At 71.8% G+C, this 23,262-nt stretch carries 22 protein-coding genes and 4 tRNA genes; 8 read left to right on the top strand and 18 right to left on the bottom strand.

All coding sequences use genetic code 11. The features are described from left to right. Positions 1–1,506, top strand: coding sequence for an Hsp70 family protein (locus J4N02_RS08025; RefSeq protein WP_188334372.1), 1,506 nt, complete (start codon positions 1–3; stop codon positions 1,504–1,506). A 19-nt stretch (positions 1,507–1,525) separates the two neighbouring features. After that, complete coding sequence (gene ppk2, locus J4N02_RS08020) at positions 1,526–2,365, top strand: polyphosphate kinase 2 (protein ID WP_220492094.1); 840 nt, start codon at positions 1,526–1,528, stop codon at positions 2,363–2,365. A gap of 1 nt (position 2,366) precedes the next feature. Here the strand turns inward: ppk2 and J4N02_RS08015 are convergent, their stop codons facing one another. Further along, entirely contained in the window at positions 2,367–2,990 is a 624-nt protein-coding gene (locus tag J4N02_RS08015) for an L-threonylcarbamoyladenylate synthase (RefSeq protein ID WP_182815982.1), read from the bottom strand. Positions 2,991–3,028: 38 nt separating this feature from the next. Here J4N02_RS08015 and J4N02_RS08010 point away from each other — a divergent pair, with 38 nt between their 5' ends. Beyond that, positions 3,029–4,156, top strand: coding sequence for a MalY/PatB family protein (locus tag J4N02_RS08010; RefSeq protein WP_188334373.1), 1,128 nt, complete (start codon positions 3,029–3,031; stop codon positions 4,154–4,156). A 10-nt stretch (positions 4,157–4,166) separates the two neighbouring features. Here the strand turns inward: J4N02_RS08010 and J4N02_RS08005 are convergent, their stop codons facing one another. Next, on the bottom strand, positions 4,167–4,586 hold the full coding sequence (locus J4N02_RS08005) for a hypothetical protein (protein WP_188334374.1): 420 nt from the start codon (positions 4,584–4,586) through the stop codon (positions 4,167–4,169). A 165-nt stretch (positions 4,587–4,751) separates the two neighbouring features. Between J4N02_RS08005 and J4N02_RS08000 the strand changes: the two genes are divergently transcribed. Beyond that, positions 4,752–5,978: a pyrophosphate--fructose-6-phosphate 1-phosphotransferase gene (locus J4N02_RS08000; RefSeq protein ID WP_188334375.1), complete on the top strand. Its 1,227-nt coding sequence runs from the start codon at positions 4,752–4,754 to the stop codon at positions 5,976–5,978. A 16-nt stretch (positions 5,979–5,994) separates the two neighbouring features. On the opposite strand, the gene J4N02_RS07995 is transcribed toward J4N02_RS08000, so the two are convergent. From J4N02_RS07995 to thrS, 12 genes are all read right to left on the bottom strand, one after another. Then, positions 5,995–7,104: a YhjD/YihY/BrkB family envelope integrity protein gene (locus tag J4N02_RS07995; protein WP_188334376.1), complete on the bottom strand. Its 1,110-nt coding sequence runs from the start codon at positions 7,102–7,104 to the stop codon at positions 5,995–5,997. Positions 7,105–7,184: 80 nt separating this feature from the next. Beyond that, positions 7,185–10,031: an aminomethyl-transferring glycine dehydrogenase gene (gene gcvP, locus J4N02_RS07990; protein WP_188334377.1), complete on the bottom strand. Its 2,847-nt coding sequence runs from the start codon at positions 10,029–10,031 to the stop codon at positions 7,185–7,187. Positions 10,032–10,071: 40 nt separating this feature from the next. Continuing rightward, a complete protein-coding gene (locus J4N02_RS07985; RefSeq protein ID WP_188334378.1) occupies positions 10,072–10,650 on the bottom strand; it encodes a MerR family transcriptional regulator in 579 nt (192 codons plus the stop codon). A 126-nt stretch (positions 10,651–10,776) separates the two neighbouring features. After that, complete coding sequence (locus J4N02_RS07980) at positions 10,777–11,277, bottom strand: bifunctional nuclease family protein (protein ID WP_182815996.1); 501 nt, start codon at positions 11,275–11,277, stop codon at positions 10,777–10,779. 22 nt (positions 11,278–11,299) lie between these two features. After that, entirely contained in the window at positions 11,300–12,004 is a 705-nt protein-coding gene (locus tag J4N02_RS07975) for a MerR family transcriptional regulator (protein ID WP_188334379.1), read from the bottom strand. Continuing rightward, the gene (locus tag J4N02_RS07970; RefSeq protein WP_182815999.1) at positions 12,005–12,496 is read right to left on the bottom strand and encodes an FHA domain-containing protein; all 492 of its coding nucleotides are present in this window, start codon (positions 12,494–12,496) and stop codon (positions 12,005–12,007) included. A gap of 75 nt (positions 12,497–12,571) precedes the next feature. After that, positions 12,572–12,952 carry a glycine cleavage system protein GcvH gene (gene gcvH, locus J4N02_RS07965; RefSeq protein WP_182816001.1) on the bottom strand — a complete coding sequence of 127 codons (381 nt, stop codon included), beginning with the start codon at positions 12,950–12,952 and terminating at the stop codon, positions 12,572–12,574. Positions 12,953–13,042: 90 nt separating this feature from the next. Next, positions 13,043–13,786, bottom strand: a complete 744-nt coding sequence (locus J4N02_RS07960) for a DUF881 domain-containing protein (protein ID WP_182816003.1) — start codon at positions 13,784–13,786, stop codon at positions 13,043–13,045. Continuing rightward, the gene (locus J4N02_RS07955) at positions 13,779–14,111 is read right to left on the bottom strand and encodes a small basic family protein (protein ID WP_188334380.1); all 333 of its coding nucleotides are present in this window, start codon (positions 14,109–14,111) and stop codon (positions 13,779–13,781) included. The genes J4N02_RS07960 and J4N02_RS07955 overlap by 8 nt, the downstream gene beginning before the upstream one ends. A 13-nt stretch (positions 14,112–14,124) precedes the next feature. Further along, positions 14,125–14,937, bottom strand: coding sequence for a DUF881 domain-containing protein (locus J4N02_RS07950; RefSeq protein ID WP_188334381.1), 813 nt, complete (start codon positions 14,935–14,937; stop codon positions 14,125–14,127). Between the two features lie 3 nt (positions 14,938–14,940). Further along, the gene (locus J4N02_RS07945) at positions 14,941–15,486 is read right to left on the bottom strand and encodes an HIT domain-containing protein (protein ID WP_182816009.1); all 546 of its coding nucleotides are present in this window, start codon (positions 15,484–15,486) and stop codon (positions 14,941–14,943) included. Beyond that, entirely contained in the window at positions 15,483–17,531 is a 2,049-nt protein-coding gene (gene thrS / locus J4N02_RS07940) for a threonine--tRNA ligase (protein WP_375539368.1), read from the bottom strand. The genes J4N02_RS07945 and thrS overlap by 4 nt, the downstream gene beginning before the upstream one ends. Before the next feature lie 337 nt (positions 17,532–17,868). Between thrS and J4N02_RS07935 the strand changes: the two genes are divergently transcribed. Beyond that, a complete protein-coding gene (locus J4N02_RS07935; protein ID WP_182816217.1) occupies positions 17,869–19,740 on the top strand; it encodes an alpha-amylase family protein in 1,872 nt (623 codons plus the stop codon). A gap of 7 nt (positions 19,741–19,747) precedes the next feature. Here J4N02_RS07935 and J4N02_RS07930 read toward each other — a convergent pair whose 3' ends face one another. The 4 genes from J4N02_RS07930 to J4N02_RS07915 form a co-directional block, all read right to left on the bottom strand. After that, positions 19,748–21,229 (bottom strand): glutamate--cysteine ligase, encoded by a 1,482-nt coding sequence (locus J4N02_RS07930; protein ID WP_182816013.1) that lies wholly within the window; start codon positions 21,227–21,229, stop codon positions 19,748–19,750. A 44-nt stretch (positions 21,230–21,273) separates the two neighbouring features. After that, positions 21,274–21,349: transfer RNA gene (locus tag J4N02_RS07925), tRNA-Val, on the bottom strand. A 1-nt stretch (position 21,350) separates the two neighbouring features. Then, positions 21,351–21,421 (bottom strand) — tRNA-Cys (locus tag J4N02_RS07920). 43 nt (positions 21,422–21,464) lie between these two features. Further along, positions 21,465–21,537: transfer RNA gene (locus J4N02_RS07915), tRNA-Gly, on the bottom strand. Between the two features lie 144 nt (positions 21,538–21,681). Between J4N02_RS07915 and J4N02_RS07910 the strand changes: the two genes are divergently transcribed. The 3 genes from J4N02_RS07910 (at position 21,682) to msrB (ending at position 23,258) form a co-directional block, all read left to right on the top strand. After that, a tRNA-Val gene (locus J4N02_RS07910) sits at positions 21,682–21,754 on the top strand. Positions 21,755–21,995: 241 nt separating this feature from the next. After that, entirely contained in the window at positions 21,996–22,814 is an 819-nt protein-coding gene (locus J4N02_RS07905; protein ID WP_182816015.1) for a sirohydrochlorin chelatase, read from the top strand. Between the two features lie 30 nt (positions 22,815–22,844). Beyond that, positions 22,845–23,258, top strand: a complete 414-nt coding sequence (gene msrB / locus J4N02_RS07900) for a peptide-methionine (R)-S-oxide reductase MsrB (RefSeq protein ID WP_182816017.1) — start codon at positions 22,845–22,847, stop codon at positions 23,256–23,258. The last annotated feature ends 4 nt before the right edge of the window (positions 23,259–23,262 follow it).

Below are 23,262 nucleotides of genomic sequence, written 5' to 3'. Positions count from 1 at the left end.
ATGAAGCTCGGCATCGACCTCGGCACCACCCGCACCATCGTCGCCCTCGTGGACCGGGGCAACTACCCGGTCGTGAGCTTCACCGATCCCGACGGCGACTCCGTCGAGCACATCCCCTCCGTCGTCGCCCGCGAGGGCGACCGGCTCGTGTACGGCTTCGAGGCCGAGCGGGCGGCGTCCGAGGGTGCCCTGCTCGTGCGCTCCTTCAAGCGCGCGCTGGCCTCCGGCGGCGTCGCCGGCCAGTCCACGCTCGACGTCGACGGCCACCAGGCAGGACTGCTCGAGGTCCTGACCGGCTTCCTGTCACACGTCGCGGACCAGCTGCGCACGGCGTCCAACATCGCGGGTCTCCTGGCCGACGACGAGCCGCTCGAGGCCGTCGTCGCCGTGCCGGCCCACGCGCACTCCGCGCAGCGCTTCCTCACCCTCGCGGCCTTCCACCGCGCCGGTTTCCACGTCCTGGGCATGCTGAACGAGCCCTCCGCGGCGGGCTTCGAGTTCACCCACCGCCAGCCCCGCAGCGTCAACAGCCGCCGCACCCGCGTCGTCGTGTACGACCTCGGCGGCGGCACGTTCGACGCCTCCTTGGTCCGGGTGGACGACCTCAGCCACGAGGTGGTCAGCTCGGTCGGCATCAACCGCCTGGGTGGCGACGACTTCGACGAGGTGCTGGCCGGGCTCGCCCGCGCCGAGGTCGGGTCGCGGGTGGAGCTCACCGACCGCGAGCGCGCGTCCCTGCTCGCCGAGTGCCGCGTGGCCAAGGAGAACCTCTCCCCGCAGTCCAAGCGGATCGCGCTGGAGGTGGGCCACGCGCCCGTCGTCGTGGACGTCCGCCGCTTCTACGCCGAGGCCACGCCGCTGGTCGAGGCGTCCCTCGACGCACTCGAGCCGTTGTTGGGCGGGCTCGACGGCGGGCAGTTGGAGGCCGCCGAGGTGGCGGGCATCTACCTCGTGGGCGGCGCGTCCAGCCTGCCGCTGGTCGCCCGCGTGCTCCGCGAGCGGTTCGGACGCCGTGTGCACCGGTCGCCGTACCCCGCGGCGTCCACCGCCATCGGCCTCGCGATCGCCGCGGACGAGAACTCGGGCTTCCACCTGACCGACCGCCTCTCGCGCGGGTTCGGCGTGTTCCGGGAGTGGGACTCGGGCACCCAGCTCGCGTTCGACGCGATCCTCGACCGCGACCAGCGCACCAGCCCCGACACCGACGTGGTCATGACCCGGCGCTACCGGCCCGTGCACAACATCGGGGTGTTCCGGTTCGTGGAATACTCCGCGCTCGGCCCGACCGGCCAGCCGACCGGCGACGTGTTGCCCCTGGCCGAGGTCGTGTTCCCCTTCGACCGGGCCCTGCGCGGCGTCGAGGACCTCTCGACGGTGCCCGTGGAACGCAGCGGTGAGGGCCCCGAGATCGAGGAGACCTACGTCATCGACCGCCACGGCATCGTCACCGCGGCGATCACCGACGTCGAGGCCGGATTCACGCTGACGAGCCGCCTCGGGGGCTGAGCGTATGCCACGATGGACCATGGGCAAGAACAAGCTGGACACCAAGGTCTACGAGGCCGAGCTCACGCGCCTGCAGGCCGAGCTGGTCGAGATGCAGGAGTGGGTCAAGGCGTCCGGCGCCCGGATCGTGGTGATCTTCGAGGGCCGTGACGCCGCCGGCAAGGGCGGCGCGATCAAGCGGATCACCGAGTACCTCAACCCGCGCGTCGCCAGCGTCGTCGCCCTGCCCGCCCCGACCGAGCGGCAGCGCACGCAGTGGTACTTCCAGCGCTACGTCGAGCACCTGCCCGCCGCGGGCGAGATCAAGTTCTTCGACCGCTCCTGGTACAACCGGGCCGGCGTCGAGAAGGTCATGGGCTACTGCACGGCCGAGGAGCACATCCGGTTCCTGCGCCAGTGCCCGATCTTCGAGCGCATGCTCATCGACGACGGGATCATCCTGCTCAAGTACTGGTTCTCGGTGTCGGACAAGGAGCAGGAGAAGCGGTTCCGCTCGCGCATGACCGACCCGATGCGGATGTGGAAGCTCTCCCCCACCGACGTGGAGTCGCTGACCCGCTGGGAGGACTACAGCCGCGCCAAGGACGAGATGTTCGTGCACACCGACGTCGAACCCGCCCGCTGGCACGTCGTCGAGGCCGAGGACAAGAAGAGCGCCCGGATCAACATGATCAGCCACCTGCTGGCGTCGATCCCCTACGTGCACGTGGACCGGCCCGAGATCGTCTTCCCCAAGCGGCCGAAGGGCACCGGCTACCAGCGCACCGCGAAGTCGCTGCAGCGGATCGTGCCGGACGTGGCCCAGCACCTGGGCGAGGACACGGGCGTGGCCCCGTACCGGGACCCCGAGGACAGCTGAGTCACTCCTCGAACGGCGTCGGGTCCCCGGCGCCGACGCGCGCGATGCCCACCTCGTCGTCGGTGAAGTCGATGACCGTGGTGGGGCCCAGCCCCACGTCGCCGGAGTCGAGCACGGCGTCGACCTGGTGCGCCAGCTCCTCCGCGATCGTCCACCCGTCCGTCTGCGGGGCCTCCTCGCCGGGCAGGATGAGCGAGCTCGACATCAGCGGCTCCCCCAGCGCGTCGAGCAGCGCCTGGGCCGTGACGTGCGCCGGGATGCGTACGCCCACGGTGCGCTTCTTGTCGTGCAGCATCGCCTTCGGCGCCAGCCGGGTCGCCTTGAGGACGAACGTGTAGGGCCCCGGCGTCGCCGCCTTGATCGCCCGGAAGACGTCGTTGCCCATCTCGACGTACTGGCCCAGCTGGGCGAACGTCGAGCAGACCAGCGTGAAGTGGTGGTGCCGGTTCAGCTGACGGATCGACCGGATCCGCTCCAGCCCCTCGGCGTTGCCCATCGTGCACCCCAGCGCGAAGCCGGAGTCGGTCGGGTACACCACCAGCCCGCCCGCCTGGAGCACCTCGACCACCTGCGCCAGCGCGCGCGGCTGCGGGTTGTCGGGGTGGACGTCGAAGTAGCGGGCCATGCGCACCACCCTAGTGATCAGGTGCGAGAATCGCCCCCATGACCCTCTTCGACCTCACGGAATCCGAGCTGCGCCGGCGCACCTCGCTGAAGTGGAACGTGTACGCCCCCGACGTGCTGCCCCTGTGGGTCGCCGAGATGGACGTGCGCGTGCTGCCCGAGGTCGTGACGGCCGTCACCGAGGCGCTCGAGGCCGGCGACACCGGCTACCCGTGGGGCACGCGGTACGCCGAGGCCTACGCCGACATGGCGGACGCCCGCTGGGGCTGGCGTCCCGAACTCGACCAGTTGCGCCGCTCAGGCGACGTCATGAACGCCATCCTGTCGCTGCTGCTCGGCAACACCGCCGAGGGCGACCACGTCGTGCTCAACCCGCCGGTCTACCCGCCGTTCTGGCAGGTCGTCGAGGGCTACCGCCGCCACGTCACGCAGGTGCCGCTCACGGCGTCCGGACGCCTCGACCTGGCCGCCCTCGAGGCCGCGTTCACCGGCCCGGACCGGCCCACCGCCTACCTGCTCTGCTCCCCGCACAACCCGAACGGGACGGTGCACACCGCCGAGGAGCTCTCCGCGGTGGCCCGCCTCTGCCGCGAGCACGGCGTCCTGCTCGTGGTCGATGAGATCCACGCGCCGCTGGTCGACCCCGGCAACGAATTCGTGCCGGTGCTGTCCCTCCCGGACGCCCAGAACGCGGTCGTGGCGTTCTCAGCCGGCAAGGGCTGGAACCTGCCCGCGTTCAAGGCGGGGCTCTACGTCCGGGGCACGGACGCCGTGGCGGCTTTCGACGCCCTGCCGCCGCTGGCCAACCAGTCGACCGGCCAGATGGCCACGATCGCGCACACGGCCGCGCTGCGCCACGGGCAGGCCTGGGTGGACGCGGTGATGGTCGAGGTGGCCGCGAACAAGGACCTGCTCGGCCGCCTCGTGGACGACCTGCTGCCCGGCGTGACCTACCAGCGGGCGCCCGGCACCTACCTGGCCTGGCTCGACTGCACCGGGCTCGGCATGGAGAACCCGCGCGACCACTTCGTGGCGCGGGCGAAGGTCGGCCTGAACAGCGGGTCCGACTTCGGCCCCGACCACGGCCGCTTCGTGCGGATGAACCTGGCCACCTCGCCGGCGCTCATCACCGAGGCGGTCGAGCGGATGGCGTCCAGCCTGCGCTGACGCGGCCGGCTCAGCGTTCGAGGACGGCGGTCGCCTCGCCCGACGCGGACAACTCGCTGATGCCGACCAGGCTCAGGAACACCGTCCTCGCGCTCGTCGTCGTGGTGACGCGCACCACCCCGTCGGTGATGGTGACCTGCCCGGTGATGCCGCGGTCGGCCAGCACCTGCTGGCCGGCGGCGGTGATGGCGCCCACGTCAAGGGTGCTGCCGGTGGCGCGGGCGAACGCGCTCGCGTCCACCGCCGCCCGGGCCGCGTGGGACGCCACGGCCTCGGCCTCGGCGCGGGCCGCCGACTTGGCGCCGCCGTCGACGACGAGCCCGGCGACGCCGAACAGGGCGGAGAGGACCACGGCGACGAACGCCGACAGGGCCTGGCCGCGCTGGTCGCGCCAGCGGGGACGGGACGGATGCGTGGGGGTGCGCGTCACGGGGTGCTCCTGGGTGGGTGGGTGCTCCCCCATCCTGCCATCCGGGCACCGGCGTCCGGACCCCGATCCACAGGGTGACCGGCCTGAAATCGCGGCGGCCACCGCATAGGCTGTTCCCTGACGCCCACGCGGCTCGACCACACTGATGACCCCGAGAGGTAACGCATGACCAAGAAGATCGCCCTGCTCACCGCGGGTGGGTTCGCCCCCTGCCTGTCCACCGCGATCGGCAGCCTGATCGAGCGCTACACCCAGGTGGCCCCCGAGATCGAGATCATCGCCTACCGGCACGGCTACCAGGGCCTGCTCACGGGTGACTACCTCGTCGTGGACGAACAGGTCCGCGCCAACGCCACCCTGCTGAAGGAGTTCGGCGGGTCGCCGATCGGCAACAGCCGGGTCAAGCTCACCAACGCCAAGGACCTCGTCAAGCGCGGCCTGGTCAAGAAGGGGGTCGACCCACTGCAGTACGCCGCCGACCGGCTGGTCGCCGACGGCGTCACGATCCTGCACACCATCGGCGGCGACGACACCAACACCACCGCCGCCGACCTGGCCCACTACCTGCACGAGCACGACTACGAGCTCACGGTGGTCGGCCTGCCCAAGACCATCGACAACGACGTGGTGCCGATCCGCCAGAGCCTGGGCGCCGACACCGCCGCCGACATGGGCGCCCGCTTCGCCCAGAACGTGCTGGCCGAGCACAACGCCAACGGCCGCATGCTGATCGTGCACGAGGTCATGGGCCGCAACTGCGGCTGGCTGACCGCCGCGACCGCCCGCAAGTACCGCGAGTGGCTCACCGCCCAGGAGTGGCTGCCCTCGATCGGGCTGGACCAGAAGGCGTGGGACGTCCACGGCGTCTTCGTCCCCGAGGCCGTCATCGACCTGCGCGCCGAGGCCGAGCGCCTGGCCAAGGTCATGGACGAGGTCGGCTGTGTCAACCTGTTCATCTCCGAGGGCGCCGGCGTCGAGGCGATCGTGGCCGAGATGGAGGCCGCCGGCGAGGAGGTCGCGCGGGACGCGTTCGGCCACCTGCGCCTCGACAAGGTCAACCCCGGCGCGTGGTTCGGCAAGCAGTTCGCCGCCATGCTGGGCGCGGAGAAGACGCTGGTCCAGAAGTCGGGCTACTACTCCCGCTCGGCCGCCTCGAACGCCTACGACCTCGAGCTGATCGACACCATGTGCGAGCTCGCGGTGGACGCCGCCCTGCGCGGCGAGCCCGGCGTGATCGGCCACGACGAGGAGCGCGGCGACGAGCTGCGCCCGATCGAGTTCGCCCGCATCGCCGGCGGCAAGCCGTTCGACATCACCCAGGACTGGTACCGGGAGATGCTGCAGGCCATCGGCCAGGACGCCCCCGTGGCGGCCCCGCCGGCCGCGCACTGACGGCTCGGCTCGGGGGTCAGCGGTTGCGCAGGCCCCCGAGCACCGCCGCCACCAGCGCGGCGAGGCCGGCCAGCGCGCCGCCGAACATGGCGCCCAGGCCCATGCCGACCCGCGTCGAGCGCACCGCCACCTCGGCGGGGACGCGCTCGGACTCCTCGCGCAGCCGCGCGGCTTCGAGCTCGGCGGCGACCTTCTTGGTCGCGTAGTCGGTCGGCTCGGCCGGCACGTGGTCGCCCAGCGTGACCTGCGGGCCGAGGAAGTCGGGGTGCGTGCCGACCCATGCGGCCACCACCAGGATCAGGGTGGCGAAGAGGTTGAAGTAGAGCATCGTGACGATCACGCTGCCGAACACGGCGGCGGCGGCGTTGCCGGAGAACACGCCGACCAGCGTCCCGGTCAGGTACTGCAGGGCCGCCATGCCCACGGCCCCGATCGCGGCGCCCCGCACGAGCACGGGCGTGGGCACGCGCTTCTCGGGGAACACCTTGAACAGGAACAGGAAGAGCAAGAACCCCGCCAGCAGGGTGCCGACCACCGGCAGCAGCGAGAGCAGGACGCCGCCGCCCGGCACGCGGTCGAGGCCCAGGAACTCGCCGACCAGGTCGCGGGCCGCCATGGCCACGGTGGTCATGGCCATCGAGAGCGCGACCAGCACGAACAGGGCCAGCAGGATGCCGAGGTTCTTCAGCGTCTGCACGACGATGTTCGGCTTGTCCTCGGCCATGTCGAAGTCGGGGCGCATCATGGCGCGCACGGCGGACCGGATGTTGTTCACCCAGTTGGCCCCGGCCCAGGCCGCCGACAGCAGGCCGACGATGCCGACGCCCCGCCAGCTGTTGAAGGCCTGGTCGACGACGGCGCTCAGCTGGTCGCCGAGGTCACCCGACCCCGAGACCGTGTCGGTGATCCACGCCTTGGCCTGGTCGAGCACGTCGGGCAGGAACAGGGTCAGCGTGAGGCCCAGCGCCGCGAAGGCGACCATCACCACGGGCACGATCGCGAGCACCGAGAAGTAGGTGATCGCGGCCGCGAACTGGCCGCCGAGGCGCTCGCCGAAGCGCGCGACCGCCTCCAGCAGGTGGGCCACCCACGGCTTGGTCTTCAGCTTCTCGATGAACTCCGCCATGCCGCCCACCCTAGGGGGCCGCGTTCGGCGAACGCGACCCCGGGGCCGGTTGACAAGGGGGAATCACCCCGAGGGGTGGGTCAGTCCTCGTAGGCGTCCATGGGCGGGCAGGAGCAGACCAGGTTGCGGTCGCCCCACGCGCCGTCGATCCGGGCGACGGGCGGCCAGTACTTGTCCCGGCCGCCGGTCGAGATCGCGCCCAGGTCCTGGCCCGCGGGGAACCCGCCGGCCGACCGCGGGTACGGGTGTTTCCACTCGTCGGCGGCCACCTCGGCCAGCGTGTGCGGGGCGTTGACCAGCGGGTTGTCGTCGGCCGGCCACTCCCCCGCCTTGACGCGCGCGGCCTCGTCGGCGATGGCGTGCATGGCGTCGACGAACCGGTCGAGCTCGTACAGCGGCTCGGACTCGGTCGGCTCGACCATCAGCGTCCCGGCGACCGGGAAGCTCATCGTCGGGGCGTGGAAGCCGTAGTCGATCAGGCGCTTGGCCACGTCGTCGACCGTGATGCCGGTCTCCTTGGTCAGGGGCCGCAGGTCGACGATGCACTCGTGGGCCACCCAGCCGCCCTCCCCGGTGTAGAGGATCGGGAACCGCTCGGCGATCCGCTTGGCGAGGTAGTTGGCCGACAGCACCGCCACCTGGGTGGCCAGGCGCAGGTCGGGGCCCATCATCGCGATGTAGCCGAAGGTGATCGGCAGGACGCCCGCCGACCCCCACGGGGCGGCCGAGATGGGACCGTACGAGCTGAGCGGGCCGGCGTCCGTCACGACCGGGTGGCTGGGCAGGTACGGGGCGAGGTGCTCGCGCACCGCCACCGGGCCGACGCCCGGGCCACCGCCGCCGTGCGGGATGGAGAACGTCTTGTGCAGGTTGAGGTGGCTCACGTCGCCGCCGAAGCGACCCGGCTTCGCCAGGCCGACCAGCGCGTTCATGTTCGCGCCGTCGATGTAGACCTGGCCGCCGGCCTCGTGCACCTTGTCGCACAGCTCGGCCACCCGGGACTCGTACACGCCGTGCGTGGACGGGTAGGTGATCATGATCACCGACAGCTTCTCGGCGTGCTTGGCGATCTTGGCCTCGAGGTCGTCGAAGTCGACCGTCCCGTCGGGGGCGGTCTTCACCACGACCACGTCCATGCCCGCCATCGCCGCCGAGGCCGCGTTGGTGCCGTGCGCCGAGGCCGGGATCAGGCACACCGTGCGGTGCTCCTCGCCGCGGGCCCGGTGGTAGGAGCGAACCGCCATCAGGCCGGCGAACTCGCCCTGGGCGCCCGAGTTGGGCTGCAACGAGACGGCGTCGTAGCCGGTGATCTCGACCAGCTGCGCCTCCAGCCGGGCGATCATCTCGGCGTAGCCGCGGGCGTCCTCGGCCGGGACGAAGGGGTGGAGGTTGGCGAAGCCCGGGTAGCTGATCGGCTCCATGGACGCCGCGGGGTTCAGCTTCATCGTGCACGAACCGAGCGGGATCATGCCGCGGTCGAGCGCGAAGTCGCGGTCGGACAGCGCGCGCAGGTACCGCATCATCTTGGTCTCGGAGCGGTAGGCGTGGAACACCGGGTGGGTCAGGTACGCGCTCTCGCGGGCCGGCTGGCCCAGCGACCCGTGCTCGGCCTCGCCGAGCTCGACCCCGAACACGGACGCCACGGCCGCCAGTTCGTCCTCGGTGGCGTCCTCGCCGACCGAGATCGTGACGTGGTCGCCGTCCGGCGCCCACAGGTGGACGCCGGCCTCGCGGGCGGCCGCCACGAGCCGGCGCGAGCCGCCCTTGACGTGCACCGTGACCGTGTCGAAGAAGCTGTCGGAGACCAGCTCGTAGCCGTCGGCCACGAGCGCGGCGGCGAGGCGGCGGGCGTTGCGCGCGATGGCCTCGGCGATGCCCTTGAGGCCCTGGGGGCCGTGGTAGACCGCGTAGGCGGCGGCGGTCACGGCGAGCAGCACCTGCGCGGTGCAGATGTTGGAGGTCGCCTTCTCGCGGCGGATGTGCTGCTCGCGGGTCTGCAGGGCCAGGCGCAGGGCCGGGGTGCCGTGGCGGTCCTTGGACAGGCCCACGAGCCGACCGGGCATCTGGCGCTCCATGCCGGCGCCGACGGCGATGTAGCCGGCGTGCGGGCCGCCGAAGAACAGCGGGACGCCGAAGCGCTGGGTAGACCCGACCGCGATGTCGGCGCCCCACTCGGCAGGCGCGGGCAGCAGGGTCAGAGCCAGAAGGTCGGCCGCGGCGATGACCAGCGCGTTGTTCTCGTGCGCCTTCGCGGCGATCGTGCGCAGGTCGTCGAGGTCGCGGACCGAGCCGTCGGCGGAGGGCGTCTGCACGACCACGGCGAACGCGTCGTGGCGCTGGAGGCCCTGGACGAGATCCTCGGTGACGACCACCTCGACGTGGAGGGCCAGCGCGCGCGTGCGCAGGACGGCCAGCGACTGGTCGAGGATGCCGGCGTCCACCAGCACGACCGAGCCCTTGCGCTGCGAGCGGCGGGCGACCCCGACGGCCTCGGCCACGGCGGTGCCCTCGTCGAGCAGGGACGCCCCCGACGTGGGCAGGCCGGTGAGGTCGGCCACCATCGTCTGGAAGGTCAGCAGCATCTCGAGCCGGCCCTGGCTGATCTCGGGCTGGTACGGGGTGTAGGCCGTGTACCAGGCCGGGTTCTCGAGCAGGTTGCGCCGGATCACCGGCGGGGTGACCGTGCCGTGGTAGCCCTGCCCGATCATGGCGCGCAGCGGGTTGTTCAGCGCGGCCATCCGGGCGAGGTCGGCCTGCACCGCGGCCTCGGACACCGCCGGGGCGAGGTCCAGGGGTGCGTCCACGCGGATGCCGGCGGGCACCGCCTCGTCCGTCAGGGCGTCGAGTGAGCTGGCGCCCACGGCGGCGAGCATGGTCGCGCGGTCGGACTCGGTGGGGCCGATGTGACGGGAGAGGAACGGTTCCATGCCCCCCAACCTACCCAAACGGGGAGGCGGCGTGCAGGGTTCAGATGGCGGTGCGCGCGGCCCGCCGGGCGGCCAGTTCGTCGGTCGCCACGGGGGCGGCCACCTCGGCCTCGGCACGCTCGGTCGGCAGCGCCGCGAGCGACCCCTCGAGGTCGTGCCACACGCGCCCGAGGGCGATGGCGAAGATGCCCTGGCCGCCGTGGACGAGGTCGATGATCTCGGAGTCGGAGATGGCCTCGTACACCGAGACGCCGTCGCTCATCAGCGTGACCGAGGACAGGTCCTCGACGCCGCGGGCGCGCAGGTGGTCGATCGCGGTCCGGATCTGCTGCAGCGAGATGCCGGCGTCCAGCAGGCGCTTGACGACCTTGAGCATGAGGATGTCGCGGAAGGAGTACAGCCTCTGGGTACCGGAGCCCCCGGCCGCGCGGATCTCGGGCACGACCAGCCCGGTGCGGGCCCAGTAGTCGAGCTGGCGGTAGGTGATGCCGGCCGCGTTGCAGGCGACGGGGCCGCGGAAGCCGATGTCCTCCGGCAGGGGCGAGAAGTCACCCTCGAAGAGGGCGTCCTGCAACCCGACCGTGGGCCGCGGGGCCTTCGCCTCCGGTGCGTTCACCATGCCTCCTCAAGCTGCTCTGCGTCGTCGTCGCTCGTCGTACCAGTATGACGGTAGCGGCCCGGTCCCACGACGCCCGCCGACACGCCGCGTGGGGGCTCGCAGCGGGCCGAACCCTCGACCGCCACCTCAGGGTTGGTCGCGCGAGGGCCCGAAGTCCTCGGGGGTGATGTTGTCGAGGAAGGCGCGGAACTGCGCCATCTCCTCGTCCGACGCCCCGGCGTCCGCGAGTCCGGGCGGGCCGGTCTGCGGGGCTCCGGTCACGCCCACCTCGTCGAGCAGGTCCTCGTCGGCCAGGATCGTCGCCCCGCAGCGCAGGGCCAGGGCCACGGCGTCCGAGACGCGGGCCGGCACGACGGTGCCGCCGATCACGACGTGGGCGGAGAACACGCCCTCGTCCTCGCCCGTGATGTGCACGGCCTCCACGACGGCGTCCAGCACCGCGAGCGCGTCGATCATGAGGTCGTGGGTGCTGGGGTGCTCCTCGTCGGAGTCCTCGAGGGCCGACAGGATCGCGTTGCCGCCGGCGGCGGTGATCCACACGGCGAGGTGCCGCTCCCCCTGCTGCTCGCGCAGCAGGAGCACCGGGGTGTCCGCGACGGCGGTGACGCGCACCTCGCTGAACAGCATCGGGATCACCGTGGTACCCCCGTCAGGACCGGATGGACGAGCGCAGCAGGGCGGCGTGCGCGTACATGACCAACTGCATCACCTCGGCCACCGACTGTCGAGGGGTGCTGCGGCGCCGGCTGTGCGCCTGCACGGCCTGGTCGATGAGGGCGGCCTCCCGCTCGGCGACCTGCTTGATGGCACGCAGGTGGCGGGCGTCCATCCCGTAGGCGGCGAGCTTGCGCGCGGCCACGGCGATGGTCAGCGCGTCCCGGCCGTAGTAGGCGGTGCCCCGGCGCGGGGTCACCAGCCCGTGCTGCTCGAGCTCGGACAGGGTGACCTCGGTCAGCCCCGAGATCTGGAGCAGTTCCTTGCGCGTGATGTGGATGGTGCGCTTGCCCGCGATGGCCGGTCGCTGCGGCGGCAACGCCGGGGGCAGGCCCTCCGCGACGGGCGTGGGCAGGGTCGGCTGGGACGGCGCGGCCGCCGGGGGCTGCTCGCCGGCGTCCATCGCCTCGAGGTTCTCGCGGATGACCTTGAGCGGCAGGTAGTGGTTCTTCTGGACGTCGAGGATGTAGTGCAGCCGCTTGACGTCGTGGTCGGAGTAGCGACGGTAGCCGGACGGCGCACGCTCAGGGGAGATCAGGCCCTCGCCCTCGAGGAACCTGATCTTGCTGATCGAGATGTCCGGGAAGTCCTCCTTGAGGACCTTCAGGACCTGTCCGATGCTCTTCGTCGCAGGTGGCATCTAGCCTCGCCCGGTCGGCGCCACCAGGTAGACGAGCCGGAACTTGCCGATCTGCACCTCGTCGCCGGGGCGCAACGCGACCTCACCGTCGATGAGGGTGCGGTTGACGTAAGTGCCGTTGAGGCTGTTGAGGTCGGCCACCCAGTGGTGGCCCCCGCGCTCGGTCACCTTGGCGTGGTGGCGGGAGACGGTGACGTCGTCGAGGAAGAGGTCGGACTGCGGGTGGCGTCCGGCGGTCACGACCTCCTGGTCGAGCACGAAGGACGCCCCGACGTTGGGTCCACGGACCACGGCCAGGGCGCGGGTGCCCGGGGCCAGGTCCTTGATGATGGGGAGGTTCGGGTCGGTCACCTCGTTCGGTGCCTCGGGCACCGTGGCGACCGGGATCACGCGGGTGGTGTCACCGGTGTTCGCGCGCAGGGGCGCCCCACAGTTCGAGCAGAAGTTGCCGCCTCCGGCGACCGGTGCGCCGCACTCCGGGCACGTGAGCATATGCTTGATCCTTTCCCCGGGGCCTCCCCCGACCCCACTGCGGTTGCCGGTGGTCCCACCGGCAACCGTCCCACCCTACTCGCCGGCCACCTCGGCGTAGCCGTCGGCGTCCAGCAGGTCGTCCAGCTCGCTGGGCTCGGACAGCTCGACCTCGAACAGCCAGCCGTCGCCGTACGGGTCGGCGTTGACGACGTCGGGGGTGTCGGTGAGCTGCTCGTTGACCGCGGTGATCACGCCGGAGACCGGCGCGTACACGTCGGACACGCTCTTGGTCGACTCGACCTCGGCGCACGCGTCGTCGAGGGCGACCTCCTCCCCCACCTGGGGCAGGGACACGTAGACCACGTCGCCGAGGGCCTCGGCCGCATAGCTGGTGATGCCCACACGCACCGTGGAGCCGTTGCCGGCCCGCACCCACTCGTGCTTCTCGGTGTAGCGAAGATCCTCAGGGAACACGTGCCTCTCCTCGTGGTCGTTCGACCCCGGCAGCCTCGTACCGGGCGATTGTCAGCCTAGTGGAGTTCGGGCTGTTTGGGGCGGCGCGCCTCAGCCGGGTCGGGCGAACCGCGGGGTCTCCGGGTCCACCACCGAGTCGATGACCAGGTCCTCCACCTCGACGACCCGGGCCGTGCCCCCGACGCGCTCGCCCTCGATGGTGCTGACCAGGCCGCCGCGGAACCGGGTGGCCTCGCTCAGCGTCTCGGGGTCGCCGATCGCCTCGATGACGATGGTGCTGCCCAGGCGCACGCCGTCGGCCTGCAGCTGGCCGTCGACGGTCGCGAACCAGGAGTTTGTGACCAGGCGGACCGCATCGTTGACCTCCATGACCTCGGCGCCGGCGTCGCGGAGCTCCTCGACGGTGTTGAGGAGGATCTCGGGGGTCACTTTCCCCGCCCGGTCGGTGATCGTCACGCGGATGCCGGGACCCTGAGCCGGGGCGGTTCCCCCGAGCAGCTCGAGGGCGTCCAGGCGCCGCAGCGCCTGCTCGCGGGCCTCGGCGCTGGACTCGGCGCCCGACTGCAGCCGCTGGCGGGTGACCTCGAGCTGGGTGATCTCCCCCTCCAGGCGCCGCGCCTCGGCCTGGACGTCGTCGAGCATGGCGACGAGCTCGTCCTGGCGCAGGTTGGTGTAGCGCTGGTCCCGGCCGCCCGACAGCTGGAGGGTGATGGCGAAGCCGAACAGCAGCAGGACGACGGCCACGATGAGCTGCGAGCGACTGGGCTTGAGCAGGTCCTTGCGGATCCGCGCCCAGGCGTTGTCGGGTGCCGGCGCCGGGGTGGGTTCAGGCATGGAACAGCTTCCGCCGGATGTGGGCGACGTTGGTGAAGATGCGGATGCCCAGGACGACCACGACGGCGGTGGACAGCTGGCTGCCGACCCCGATCAGGTCCCCGACCCACACGATCAGGGCGGCGATCAGCACGTTGGAGATGAAGGAGACGACGAAGACCTTGTCGTCGAACACGGCGTCCAGGTAGGCGCGGAACCCGCCGAACACGGCGTCCAGGGCCGCCACGATCGCGATCGGCAGGTAGGGCTGGAGCTGGGGCGGCAGGGACGGCTGCAGCAGGATGCCCAGGCCGATGCCGATGGCCAACCCGATGATCGCGTACATGACCCGCTCCCCCTCAACGCCTCGTCCGTGCCCGGTCCACGCCCAGACCCGGGTCGGCGGGGAGGGCGACCTCACCCACCCTACCGATGCTCCACTGGACGCCGTAGTGCTGCGCCAGCCCCTCGACCCAGGCGCCGCCCTCGGAGCGCCGGAAGGCGTCCTCCAGCACCCGCGCGTCCCCGATGGCCTCGATGACGTAGGGGCGTGTGACCGAGCGGTAGTCGACGGTGATGGCGTCGCCGGCGTTCCGGATGGCCGTGCGGCTGGACAGCCGGTGCCCGTTGATCGCGACCGCCTCGGCGCCGTTGGCCCACAGGCTGTTGGCGACCATGCGCAGGTCGGCGTCGACCACCTGGCTGCCCTGCACCGAGGCGTCGGTCCCGTCGTCGAGCGTGACCCGGACGCCGGGGCCGGTGACCGCGGTCGTCCCGACCCGCGTCGCCAGGGTGTCGGCGCGCTCCAGCTCGGCCGGGGTGAGGGCGCCCCCCGCGCGTTCCAGCTCGCGGATGCCCTGGTCGAGCTCGGCCGTGCGCGCCCGCAGGGAGTCGATGTGCTGCTCGGTCGTGGCGATGCGGCTGATCAGGTCGGCGCGCTCCTGGGCGGCCGCCGGCGCGGTGCGCCACTGGTTGGCCAGCGCGACCCCGAACAGCAGCCCCACCACGAGCAGGGCCGGCAGGAGCACCGGGCCTCGCCGGCGCCCGCCGCCCGCGGCCGCGACGGCCGGGTAGGACGGGTCCAGCGCCGTGTCGCGGAGGTTGTTGAGCAGGTCCATCGACGCGTCGGGGCGCCGCTGGGGGTCGGGGACCCGCTCGGGTCGGAAGCCCACGGCTCAGGCCCCGTCCGCCCAGCGCCGCGCCAGCAGGGCGCGGGCGTCCTCGAGCAGCTGGGGCAGGGCACGCGTGCGGGCCACGACGGGCATGAAGTTGGAGTCGCCCTGCCAGCGGGGCACCACGTGCTGGTGCAGGTGCGCCGCGATCCCGGCGCCGGCGACCGTGCCCTGGTTCATGCCGATGTTGAACCCCTGCGGGTGCGACACGTCCCCCAGCACCCGCATGGCCTCCTGGGTCAGCGCCGAGAACTCGGCCGTCTCCGCCTCGTCGAGGTCGGAGTACGCCGACACGTGCCGGTAGGGGCAGACGAGCAGGTGGCCCGGGTTGTAGGGGTACAGGTTCATCACCACGTAGCAGGTGGTGCCGCGGTGCACGACCAGGCCGTCGGCGTCCTCGCGCCCGGGGGCGCGACAGAAGGGGCACGAGGCCTCGCCGGCGTCCGACGGCTTGTTCTCACCGTCGATGTACACCATCCGGTGGGGCGTCCAGAGGCGCTGGAAGGCGTCGGGGACGCCCGCCAGCCCCTGGGGACGCTCGGTGGTCATCCCCGATCCCCCTCGGCGGCGGTCGGGCTGTCGTTGCGGCGCGACGCGATCCAGGCCGTGATCTCGGCCACCGCGTCGGCGACCGGCACCTGGTTGCGCTGCGTGCCGTCGCGGAAGCGGAAGGAGACCGCACCCGCCTCGACGTCCTCGCCGCCGGCGATGATGATGAACGGCGCCTTCTCCTTGGCCGCGTTGCGGATCTTCTTGCCGAAGCGGTCGTCAGAGTCGTCCAGATCGACCCGGACGCCCGCCGCGCGCAGCTGCTCGACCACGCCGCCGAGGTACTCGTTGAACGCCTCGGCGACCGGCACGGCCACGACCTGCACCGGCGAGAGCCACGCCGGGAACGCGCCCGCGTAGTGCTCGATCAGCACGCCCATGAACCGCTCGATCGAGCCGAACTTGGCCGAGTGGATCATCACCGGCTGCTGGCGCGAGCCGTCGGACGCCGTGTACTCCAGGCCGAAGCGCTCCGGCTGGTTGAAGTCGTACTGGATCGTGGACATCTGCCAGGTCCGGCCGATGGCGTCCTTGGCCTGCACCGAGATCTTCGGCCCGTAGTAGGCCGCGCCACCCGGGTCGGGGACGACCTCGAGCCCGGACTCGGCGGCGATCTGCTCCAGGATCGCGGTCGCCTCGGCCCACTGCTCGTCGGACCCGATGAACTTGTCCTTCTTCTTGCCGTCCTCGTCGCGCGTCGACAGCTCCAGCACGATGTCGTCCATGCCGAAGTCGCGCAGCAGCTTCAGCACGAAGCCCAGCAGGTGCCGCACCTCGTCGGGGGCCTGCTCCTTGGCGCAGTAGCTGTGCGAGTCGTCCTGCGTGATCGAGCGCACGCGGGTGAGGCCCTGCACCACGCCGGACTTCTCGTCGCGGTACACCGTCCCGAACTCGAAGAAGCGCAGCGGCAGCTCGCGGTAGGAGCGGCCCCGGGCGCTGAAGATCAGGTTGTGCATCGGGCAGTTCATCGCCTTGAGGCGGTAGGCCTGCCCGCCCTTGACCAGGTTGCCCTGCTCGTCGCGCTCGGCGTCCTCCAGCAGCGCCGGGAACATGCCGTCGGCGTAGTACGGGAGGTGGCCGGAGGTGTAGAACAGGTCCTCCTTGGCGATGTGCGGGGTGCCGACGTAGTCGAACCCGTGGTCGATGTGGGCCTGGCGGACGTAGTCCTCCATCGCGCGCTTGATGATGCCGCCGCGCGGGTGGAACAGCGGCAGGCCCGAGCCGACCAGCTCGTGGAAGCTGAACAGGTCCAGCTCGGTGCCGAGCTTGCGGTGGTCGCGCTTGGCGGCCTCCTCGAGGCGGTGCTGGTAGGCCTGCAGGTCCTCCTTGGACGCCCACGCGGTCCCGTACAGGCGCTGCAGCTGGGCGTTGGCCTGGTCACCGCGCCAGTAGGCCGCGGACGTGCGGGTCAGGGCCCAGCCGTTGCCGAGGTAGCCGGTGTGCGGCACGTGCGGGCCGCGGCACAGGTCCTTCCAGGCGACCGAGCCGTCGCGACGTACGTTGTCGTAGATCGTGAGCTCGCCGGCCCCGACCTCGACGGAGGCCCCCTCGGCGTCGCCGCTGTTGCCCTTCAGGCCGATCAGCTCGACCTTGAAGGGCTCTGCGGCCAGCTCCACGCGGGCCTCGTCGTCGCCCACGGCGCGCCGGACGAACCGCTGGCGCTCCTTCACGATGCGGCCCATGTCCTTGGTGAGGGCGGCAAGGTCCTCGGGCGTGAGCGGCTCGGTGAGGAAGTCGTAGTAGAAGCCGTCGGTGATGGGCGGGCCGATGCCCAGCTTGGCGTCGGCGCGCAGGTTCTGCACCGCCTGGGCGGCGACGTGCGCGGCCGAGTGGCGCAGGATGTACAGGCCGTCGGGCTCGGTGACCAGGACCGGCTCGACCTCGGCGCCGTCGGGCAGCTCGCGGTGCAGGTCGAGGACCTCGCCGGCGACACGCATGGCCACCACGCTGCGGTCGTTCCCGAACACGTCGAGGCCGGTCGCGGTGGTCTCGAACGTCCTCGTCTCGCGCGCGTCGGGGCGGATGACGGTGATCGAGGCACTCACGGGTGGTTCCTTTCGTGGTCGGACCCCCACATTCTGCCGCATCCGCCGGCGGTACCGTGGAGCGGTGACACGCAGCTGGGACGCCGCCACCTACGACCGCCTGCCCCTGCCCCACGTCGCGTGGGGCGAGGGGGTGGTGGACCGGCTCGGCCTTTCCGGCGACGAGCAGGTGTTGGACGCCGGCTGCGGCACCGGCCGCGACCTGGCCCGGCTGCTGGAGCGGCACCCCGGGGCGACGGCGATCGGCGTGGACGCCTCGGCGTCCGTCGCTGACTCGCCCGCGCCGGGTGGATCTGCCAAGCTGGGACCCGATCCTGCGCGCAGAAAGGGCCCGCCGATGTCCTGCTCCGTCGACACCACGTTCCGCCTCCGCTGGGAGCGCTTCGGGCCCGAGGTCGAAGCGTCCCTGACGGCCGTCTACGGCGAGCGCGGACCCGAGGTGACCGAGCGGGTGCGCGGCCTCGTGCGGGCCGCCCTCGACGCCCGCCCCGCCGACCTGCGCGAGCTCGACGAGCGCCGCCTGCTGGCGCCGGACTGGCTGCAGGACCCCCGCCAGGTCGGCTACGTCGCCTACGCCGACCGGTTCGCCGGCACCCTCGCAGGGGTGGGCGAGCACCTCGACCACCTCGCCGGGCTCGGCGTCACCTACCTGCACCTGATGCCGCTGCTGCGCCCGCGCCCGGGCCCCAACGACGGCGGCTACGCCGTGATGGACTACCGCGCCGTGCGCGAGGACCTCGGCACCATGGACGACCTGCGGGCCCTCACCGCCCGGCTGCGGGAGCGGGGCATCTGCCTCGAGGTCGACCTCGTGCTCAACCACGTCGCGGCCGAGCACGACTGGGCCCGCCGCGCCCGGGCGGGCGAGCAGCGCTACCGCGACTACTTCCTCGCCTTCGACGACCGGGGGCTGCCCGACGCGTACGAGGCGAGCCTGCCCGAGGTGTTCCCCGACTTCGCGCCCGGCAACTTCACCTTCGACGACGAGCTCGGCGCCTGGGTGTGGACCACCTTCAACGCCTGGCAGTGGGACGTGAACTGGGCCAACCCCGACGTGTTCTGCGAGTACCTCGACATCATCTGCCACCTCGCCAACGCCGGCGTCGAGGTGCTGCGCCTGGACGCCATCGCGTTCATCTGGAAGCGGATGGGCACCTCGTGCCAGAACCAGCCCGAGGTGCACCACCTGACCCGCGCGCTGCGCCAGGCCGTGCGCGTCGCCGCGCCCGGGGTCGCGTTCAAGGCCGAGGCGATCGTCGGCCCCGACGACCTGCTGCCCTACCTCGGCGTGGGCGAGCACCACGGCCGGGTCTCCGACATGGCCTACCACAACTCCCTGATGGTGCAGCTGTGGAGCGCCCTGGCCTCCCGCGACACCCGCCTCACCGAGGTGGCCCTCGGCCGGTTCGCCCCCAAGCCGACGACGACCACGTGGGGCACCTACGTGCGCTGCCACGACGACATCGGCTGGGCGGTCACCGACGCGGACGCCGCGGCCGTGGGCCTCGACGGCTTCGCCCACCGGGCGTTCCTGTCCGACTTCTACGCCGGCCTCGCGCCGGGCTCCTTCGCGCGCGGGCTGGTGTTCCAGCACAACCCCGCCACCGGCGACCGCCGGATCAGCGGCACCCTGGCCAGCCTCGCGGGGCTGGAGACTGCCCTGGCGGCCGGCGACCCGGGCCGGATCGACGACGCCGTGGCCCGCATCCTGCTGCTGCACGCAGTCATCGCGGGGTTCGGCGGCGTCCCGCTGCTCTACATGGGTGACGAGGTCGGGATGCTCAACGACGCCGGCTGGGCCGACGAGCCGGGCCACGACGACGACAACCGCTGGGTGCACCGCCCCCGCATGGACTGGGCCGCCGTGGCCGCGGCCGAGGCCGACCCGGCGTCCCCGTCGGGACGCATCCTGGCCGGGTTGCGCCACGTCCTGGCCGTCCGGAGGTCGACGCCGCACCTGCACGCCTCGGTGGAGAGCCGGGTCGTGCCCAGCCCCGACCCGCGCCTGCTGGTGCTGCGCCGCGACCACCCTCTGGGGCCGATGGTGCAGGTGTACAACGTCTCCGAGGGCGAGGTCGCGCTCCCCGCCGCCGTGGTGGGCGACGTGCTGGGCCGCGAGGCGTCCGAACTGCTGGGCGGCCACCGCTGGAACCTGGCCACCGACGTGCTGCCCGTGCGCCCCTACCAGGCGCTGTGGTTCACAGCCTGAGGGACCGTCAGGGCAGGTCCCACGTGTGCACCGGGTCGTTGGTGTGCATGCGTTCGGCGTAGGCCACCGTCATGGCGGTGAGCGCGTCGCGCCGCGACATCCCGCGCGCCTCGAGGGCCTCGACGCAGCGCACCTGCCAGTCGGCCCCGTTCACGCCCGACAGGCACCGGCCCTCGATGATGCCGAGGTAGCGGTCGATGGCCGCGCCGTCGACGCCCCACTCCTCCAGCCCCGCCTGGGCGACCGGGAGGATGTGGCGCAGGACCAGCTCGCTGGCCGGGGTCTCCCCCAGCCCGGGCCAGAACAGGTCGGCGTCGATGCCCTGGTGGGCGGCGGCGTCGAAGTTGTCGTGGGCGCTGCGGAACGCCATGCGGGTCCAGACCGGGCGGTCGTCGCGGGCCATCCGGTTGAGCGCCCCGTAGTAGAACGCGGCGTTGGCCAGGGTGTCGGCGATGGTCGGACCCGCGGGCAGCACCCGGTTCTCCAGCCGCACGTGCGCCTTGTTGCCGACGACGTCGTAGACGGGCCGGTTCCAGCGGTAGATCGTGCCGTTGTGCAGCTTGAGCTCGGCCAGCTCGGGGGTGCCGCCGGCGGCGAAGACCGCGCGCGGGTCCTCGTCGGAGATCTCGGGCAGCAGCGCCGGGAACCAGCGGGAGTTCTCCTCGAACAGGTCGAAGATCGAGGTGATCCAGCGCTCGCCGAAGAACACCCGCGGCCGGACGCCCTGGTTGGCGTACTCGACCGGGCGGGTGTCGGCGGCCTGGGTGAACACCGCGATGCGGCTCTCGGCGTCGAGGCGGTGGCCGAACACGAACGGCGAGTTCGCGCCCAGGGCCAGCTGGGGGCCAGCCAGCACCTGCGCGGCGTTCCACGCGCGGGCGAACTCGCGCGGGGCCACCAGGAGGTGGAACTGCACCGACGTGCAGGCGCTCTCGGGGGCCAGCGAGTCGGCGAAGGCGTCGAGCCGCTCCCCCGTCGGCCCCTCGATGTCGAGGTGGATGTCCTCCCCCCGGGCCGCCAGCATCGCGTCGTTGAGGGCCGCGAAGCGGGTGTTCCCGCTCATCCAGTCGCCCTGGAAGTGCTCGGGCATGACCGTGGGCAGGATGCCGGTCATCACGATGTGGTTGCCCGACTCCGTGCTGCGGCGCTCGGCCTCGTTGAGCGAGGCCCGCAGGGACGCCTCGAGGTCGAGCAGGTGGGTGCCGGCGATGTCGCCGGGCGGGACGTTGAACTCGATGTTGAACCGCGCGAGCTCGGTCTGGAACTCCGGGTTGGCGATCGCCTCCAGCACCTCGGCGTTGGCGAAGCTCGGCTGGTGGTCGGCGTCGACGAGGTTCAGCTCGATCTCCAGCCCGGTGCGGTGGGCCTCCTCGGTGAACGCCCCGGCGTGGAGCATCTCCTCCAGCACGTCCAGGCACGCCAGCACCTTGTGCCGGTACTGCTGGCGCTGCTCACGGCTGAAGTGCTGCTGGCCGACCTCGGTGCCCATGGCGGACAGCGTAAAGGCCCCGGCTGCTGCCGGGGCCTTCTGCTTGGTGGGCGGTACCAGACTTGAACTGATGACCTCTTCCGTGTCAGGGAAGCGCGCTACCAACTGCGCCAACCGCCCGAGGTGGAGACGGGATTTGAACCCGTGTACACGGATTTGCAGTCCGTTGCCTCGCCTCTCGGCCACTCCACCGGGGAAAAGTACCCGGCCTGCTGGAGGCTTCAGGCCCTCTCCGAGCGGACGACGGGATTCGAACCCGCGACCCTCACCTTGGCAAGGTGATGCTCTACCAGCTGAGCCACGTCCGCGTGCTTGCCGAGCGACCGGGGCCGTTCGGGGCGTGGAACACCATATACGGATCGTTCGGCGCTTTGCAAAACGGACGCGCGCCCCGGTGGGGTCGGCCCACGATTTCGCACACCGGCGGGGCTTCGGCTATCGTGTTCCTCCGCGGGCGATTGGCGCAGTTGGTAGCGCGCTTCGTTCACACCGAAGAGGTCATCAGTTCAAGTCTGGTATCGCCCACCGCGACGAAAACCCGCCCAGGGTCCACCCGGGGCGGGTTTTCTCGTTCCCGGGACCACCCGCCGTGCAACTCCGGGCAAACACATCACCCCTTGCCACCGCTTGAAATCTCAGCATGCGGCCGCAGTGTCCGCTGTATGGGACACTCGAATTGGCACTCCCTCAACTTTTCAGTCAGGATGACCACGTCGAAAGCGGCAAGGACGCCGTCCCACCAGCTAGCAACGACGGAGGAACGGCGATGACCGCACCCACCCTCGTGATGGCTGCCCAAGGCAGCCGAGACCAGCGCGTCGTGCGCGTCGCGCAGGCGCTCCAGACCGAGCTGAGCCGCATGCGGCCCGAGGTCGACAGCAGCGTCGCCTTCCTGGACTCGTGCCTCCCCTCGGTCACCCAGACCCTCGACAAGCTCGCCGCCCGCGGCGTCCGCGAGACGGTGATCGTCCCGCTCGACCTCACCCACGCGATCGAGGTCGACCCCCGCTTCAGCGGCATCGTGGCCCGGGCCGCCCAGCAGCACCCCGGCCTCCGCATCAGCGTCGCCCGCCCGATCGGCCCCGAGGCGTCCCTGCTGGCCCTGCTCGACACCCGCCTGCGCGCCGCCCTGGCAGCCGCCCGCGTCCTCGAGCTCGACGGCCTGATCCTGTCGTCCTCCACCACCGGCGACGTCCGCGGCACCGCCCTGCTGGCCCGCCGCGCCCGCCAGTGGTCCACCCACCACCGGCTCCCCTGCCTCACGGCCGTCGCCGACGGCTCCGGTCCCTCGGTCGCCCAGGCGATGCAGGGCCTCCGCAGCCAGGGCCGCCGCCACATCGCCGTCGGGTCGTTCTTCATGGCCGGCGACGAGCGCTGGGCCGTGCAGGCCGAGCAGGCGCGCCGCATCGGCGCCGTCGCGGTGTCCGACCCGCTGGGTTCGGCGCCCGAGGTCGCCGAGCTGGTGCTGGCCCGCTACGCCTTCGCCGCGATGGACCTGCTCCCCTTCGACGAGGAGGGCAACTTCCAGGCCCCGGAGGTTCCGGCTGCGACCCAGTCCGACTGCGCCATCGCGTTCTCCGCGTAGTCTGGGCCTCCTGTCCCACAGGAGGAACCCATGACCCAGACGCCGAAGGTCGACCGCACGCCGCAGCAGTGGCGCGAGGTGCTGACCCCGTTCGAGTTCCAGGTCCTGCGCGAGGGCGGCACCGAGCGCCCGGGCACGGGCGAGTACGAGCACTTCAGCGAGCCCGGCACCTACGCGTGCAAGGGCTGCGGCGCCGAGCTGTTCACCAGCGAGGAGAAGTTCGCCTCCCACTGCGGGTGGCCCAGCTTCTACGCGCCGGCCGGCGACGACCGCATCCGGTACCTGCGCGACGACTCCCTGCCCGGACGCCCCCGCATCGAGGTGCGCTGCGCCGCGTGCGACAGCCACCTCGGCCACGTGTTCGAGGGCGAGGGCTACGAGACGCCCACCGACCTGCGCTACTGCATCAACTCCATCTGCCTGGTCCACCAGCCGCCGGCCTGACCGG

It is taken from the genome of Propioniciclava sp. MC1595 (assembly GCF_017569205.1).
Lineage (GTDB): Bacteria > Actinomycetota > Actinomycetes > Propionibacteriales > Propionibacteriaceae > Propioniciclava.
This window is presented reverse-complemented; position numbering and strand designations above follow the sequence as displayed.

Coding starts and splice junctions, on each gene's coding strand:
- J4N02_RS07930 (WP_182816013.1), bottom strand. CDS start 21,229: ATGGGCACCGAGGTCGGCCAGCAGCACTTCAGCCGTGAGCAGCGCCAG.
- ppk2 (WP_220492094.1), top strand. CDS start 1,526: ATGGGCAAGAACAAGCTGGACACCAAGGTCTACGAGGCCGAGCTCACG.
- J4N02_RS07935 (WP_182816217.1), top strand. CDS start 17,869: ATGTCCTGCTCCGTCGACACCACGTTCCGCCTCCGCTGGGAGCGCTTC.
- J4N02_RS07985 (WP_188334378.1), bottom strand. CDS start 10,650: ATGGTGAACGCACCGGAGGCGAAGGCCCCGCGGCCCACGGTCGGGTTG.
- J4N02_RS08010 (WP_188334373.1), top strand. CDS start 3,029: ATGACCCTCTTCGACCTCACGGAATCCGAGCTGCGCCGGCGCACCTCG.
- J4N02_RS07975 (WP_188334379.1), bottom strand. CDS start 12,004: ATGCCACCTGCGACGAAGAGCATCGGACAGGTCCTGAAGGTCCTCAAG.
- msrB (WP_182816017.1), top strand. CDS start 22,845: ATGACCCAGACGCCGAAGGTCGACCGCACGCCGCAGCAGTGGCGCGAG.
- J4N02_RS07980 (WP_182815996.1), bottom strand. CDS start 11,277: ATGCTGTTCAGCGAGGTGCGCGTCACCGCCGTCGCGGACACCCCGGTG.
- J4N02_RS07970 (WP_182815999.1), bottom strand. CDS start 12,496: ATGCTCACGTGCCCGGAGTGCGGCGCACCGGTCGCCGGAGGCGGCAAC.
- gcvP (WP_188334377.1), bottom strand. CDS start 10,031: ATGGAACCGTTCCTCTCCCGTCACATCGGCCCCACCGAGTCCGACCGC.
- J4N02_RS08015 (WP_182815982.1), bottom strand. CDS start 2,990: ATGGCCCGCTACTTCGACGTCCACCCCGACAACCCGCAGCCGCGCGCG.
- J4N02_RS07945 (WP_182816009.1), bottom strand. CDS start 15,486: ATGACCACCGAGCGTCCCCAGGGGCTGGCGGGCGTCCCCGACGCCTTC.
- J4N02_RS08025 (WP_188334372.1), top strand. CDS start 1: ATGAAGCTCGGCATCGACCTCGGCACCACCCGCACCATCGTCGCCCTC.
- J4N02_RS07905 (WP_182816015.1), top strand. CDS start 21,996: ATGACCGCACCCACCCTCGTGATGGCTGCCCAAGGCAGCCGAGACCAG.
- J4N02_RS07960 (WP_182816003.1), bottom strand. CDS start 13,786: ATGCCTGAACCCACCCCGGCGCCGGCACCCGACAACGCCTGGGCGCGG.
- J4N02_RS07995 (WP_188334376.1), bottom strand. CDS start 7,104: ATGGCGGAGTTCATCGAGAAGCTGAAGACCAAGCCGTGGGTGGCCCAC.
- J4N02_RS07955 (WP_188334380.1), bottom strand. CDS start 14,111: ATGTACGCGATCATCGGGTTGGCCATCGGCATCGGCCTGGGCATCCTG.
- J4N02_RS08000 (WP_188334375.1), top strand. CDS start 4,752: ATGACCAAGAAGATCGCCCTGCTCACCGCGGGTGGGTTCGCCCCCTGC.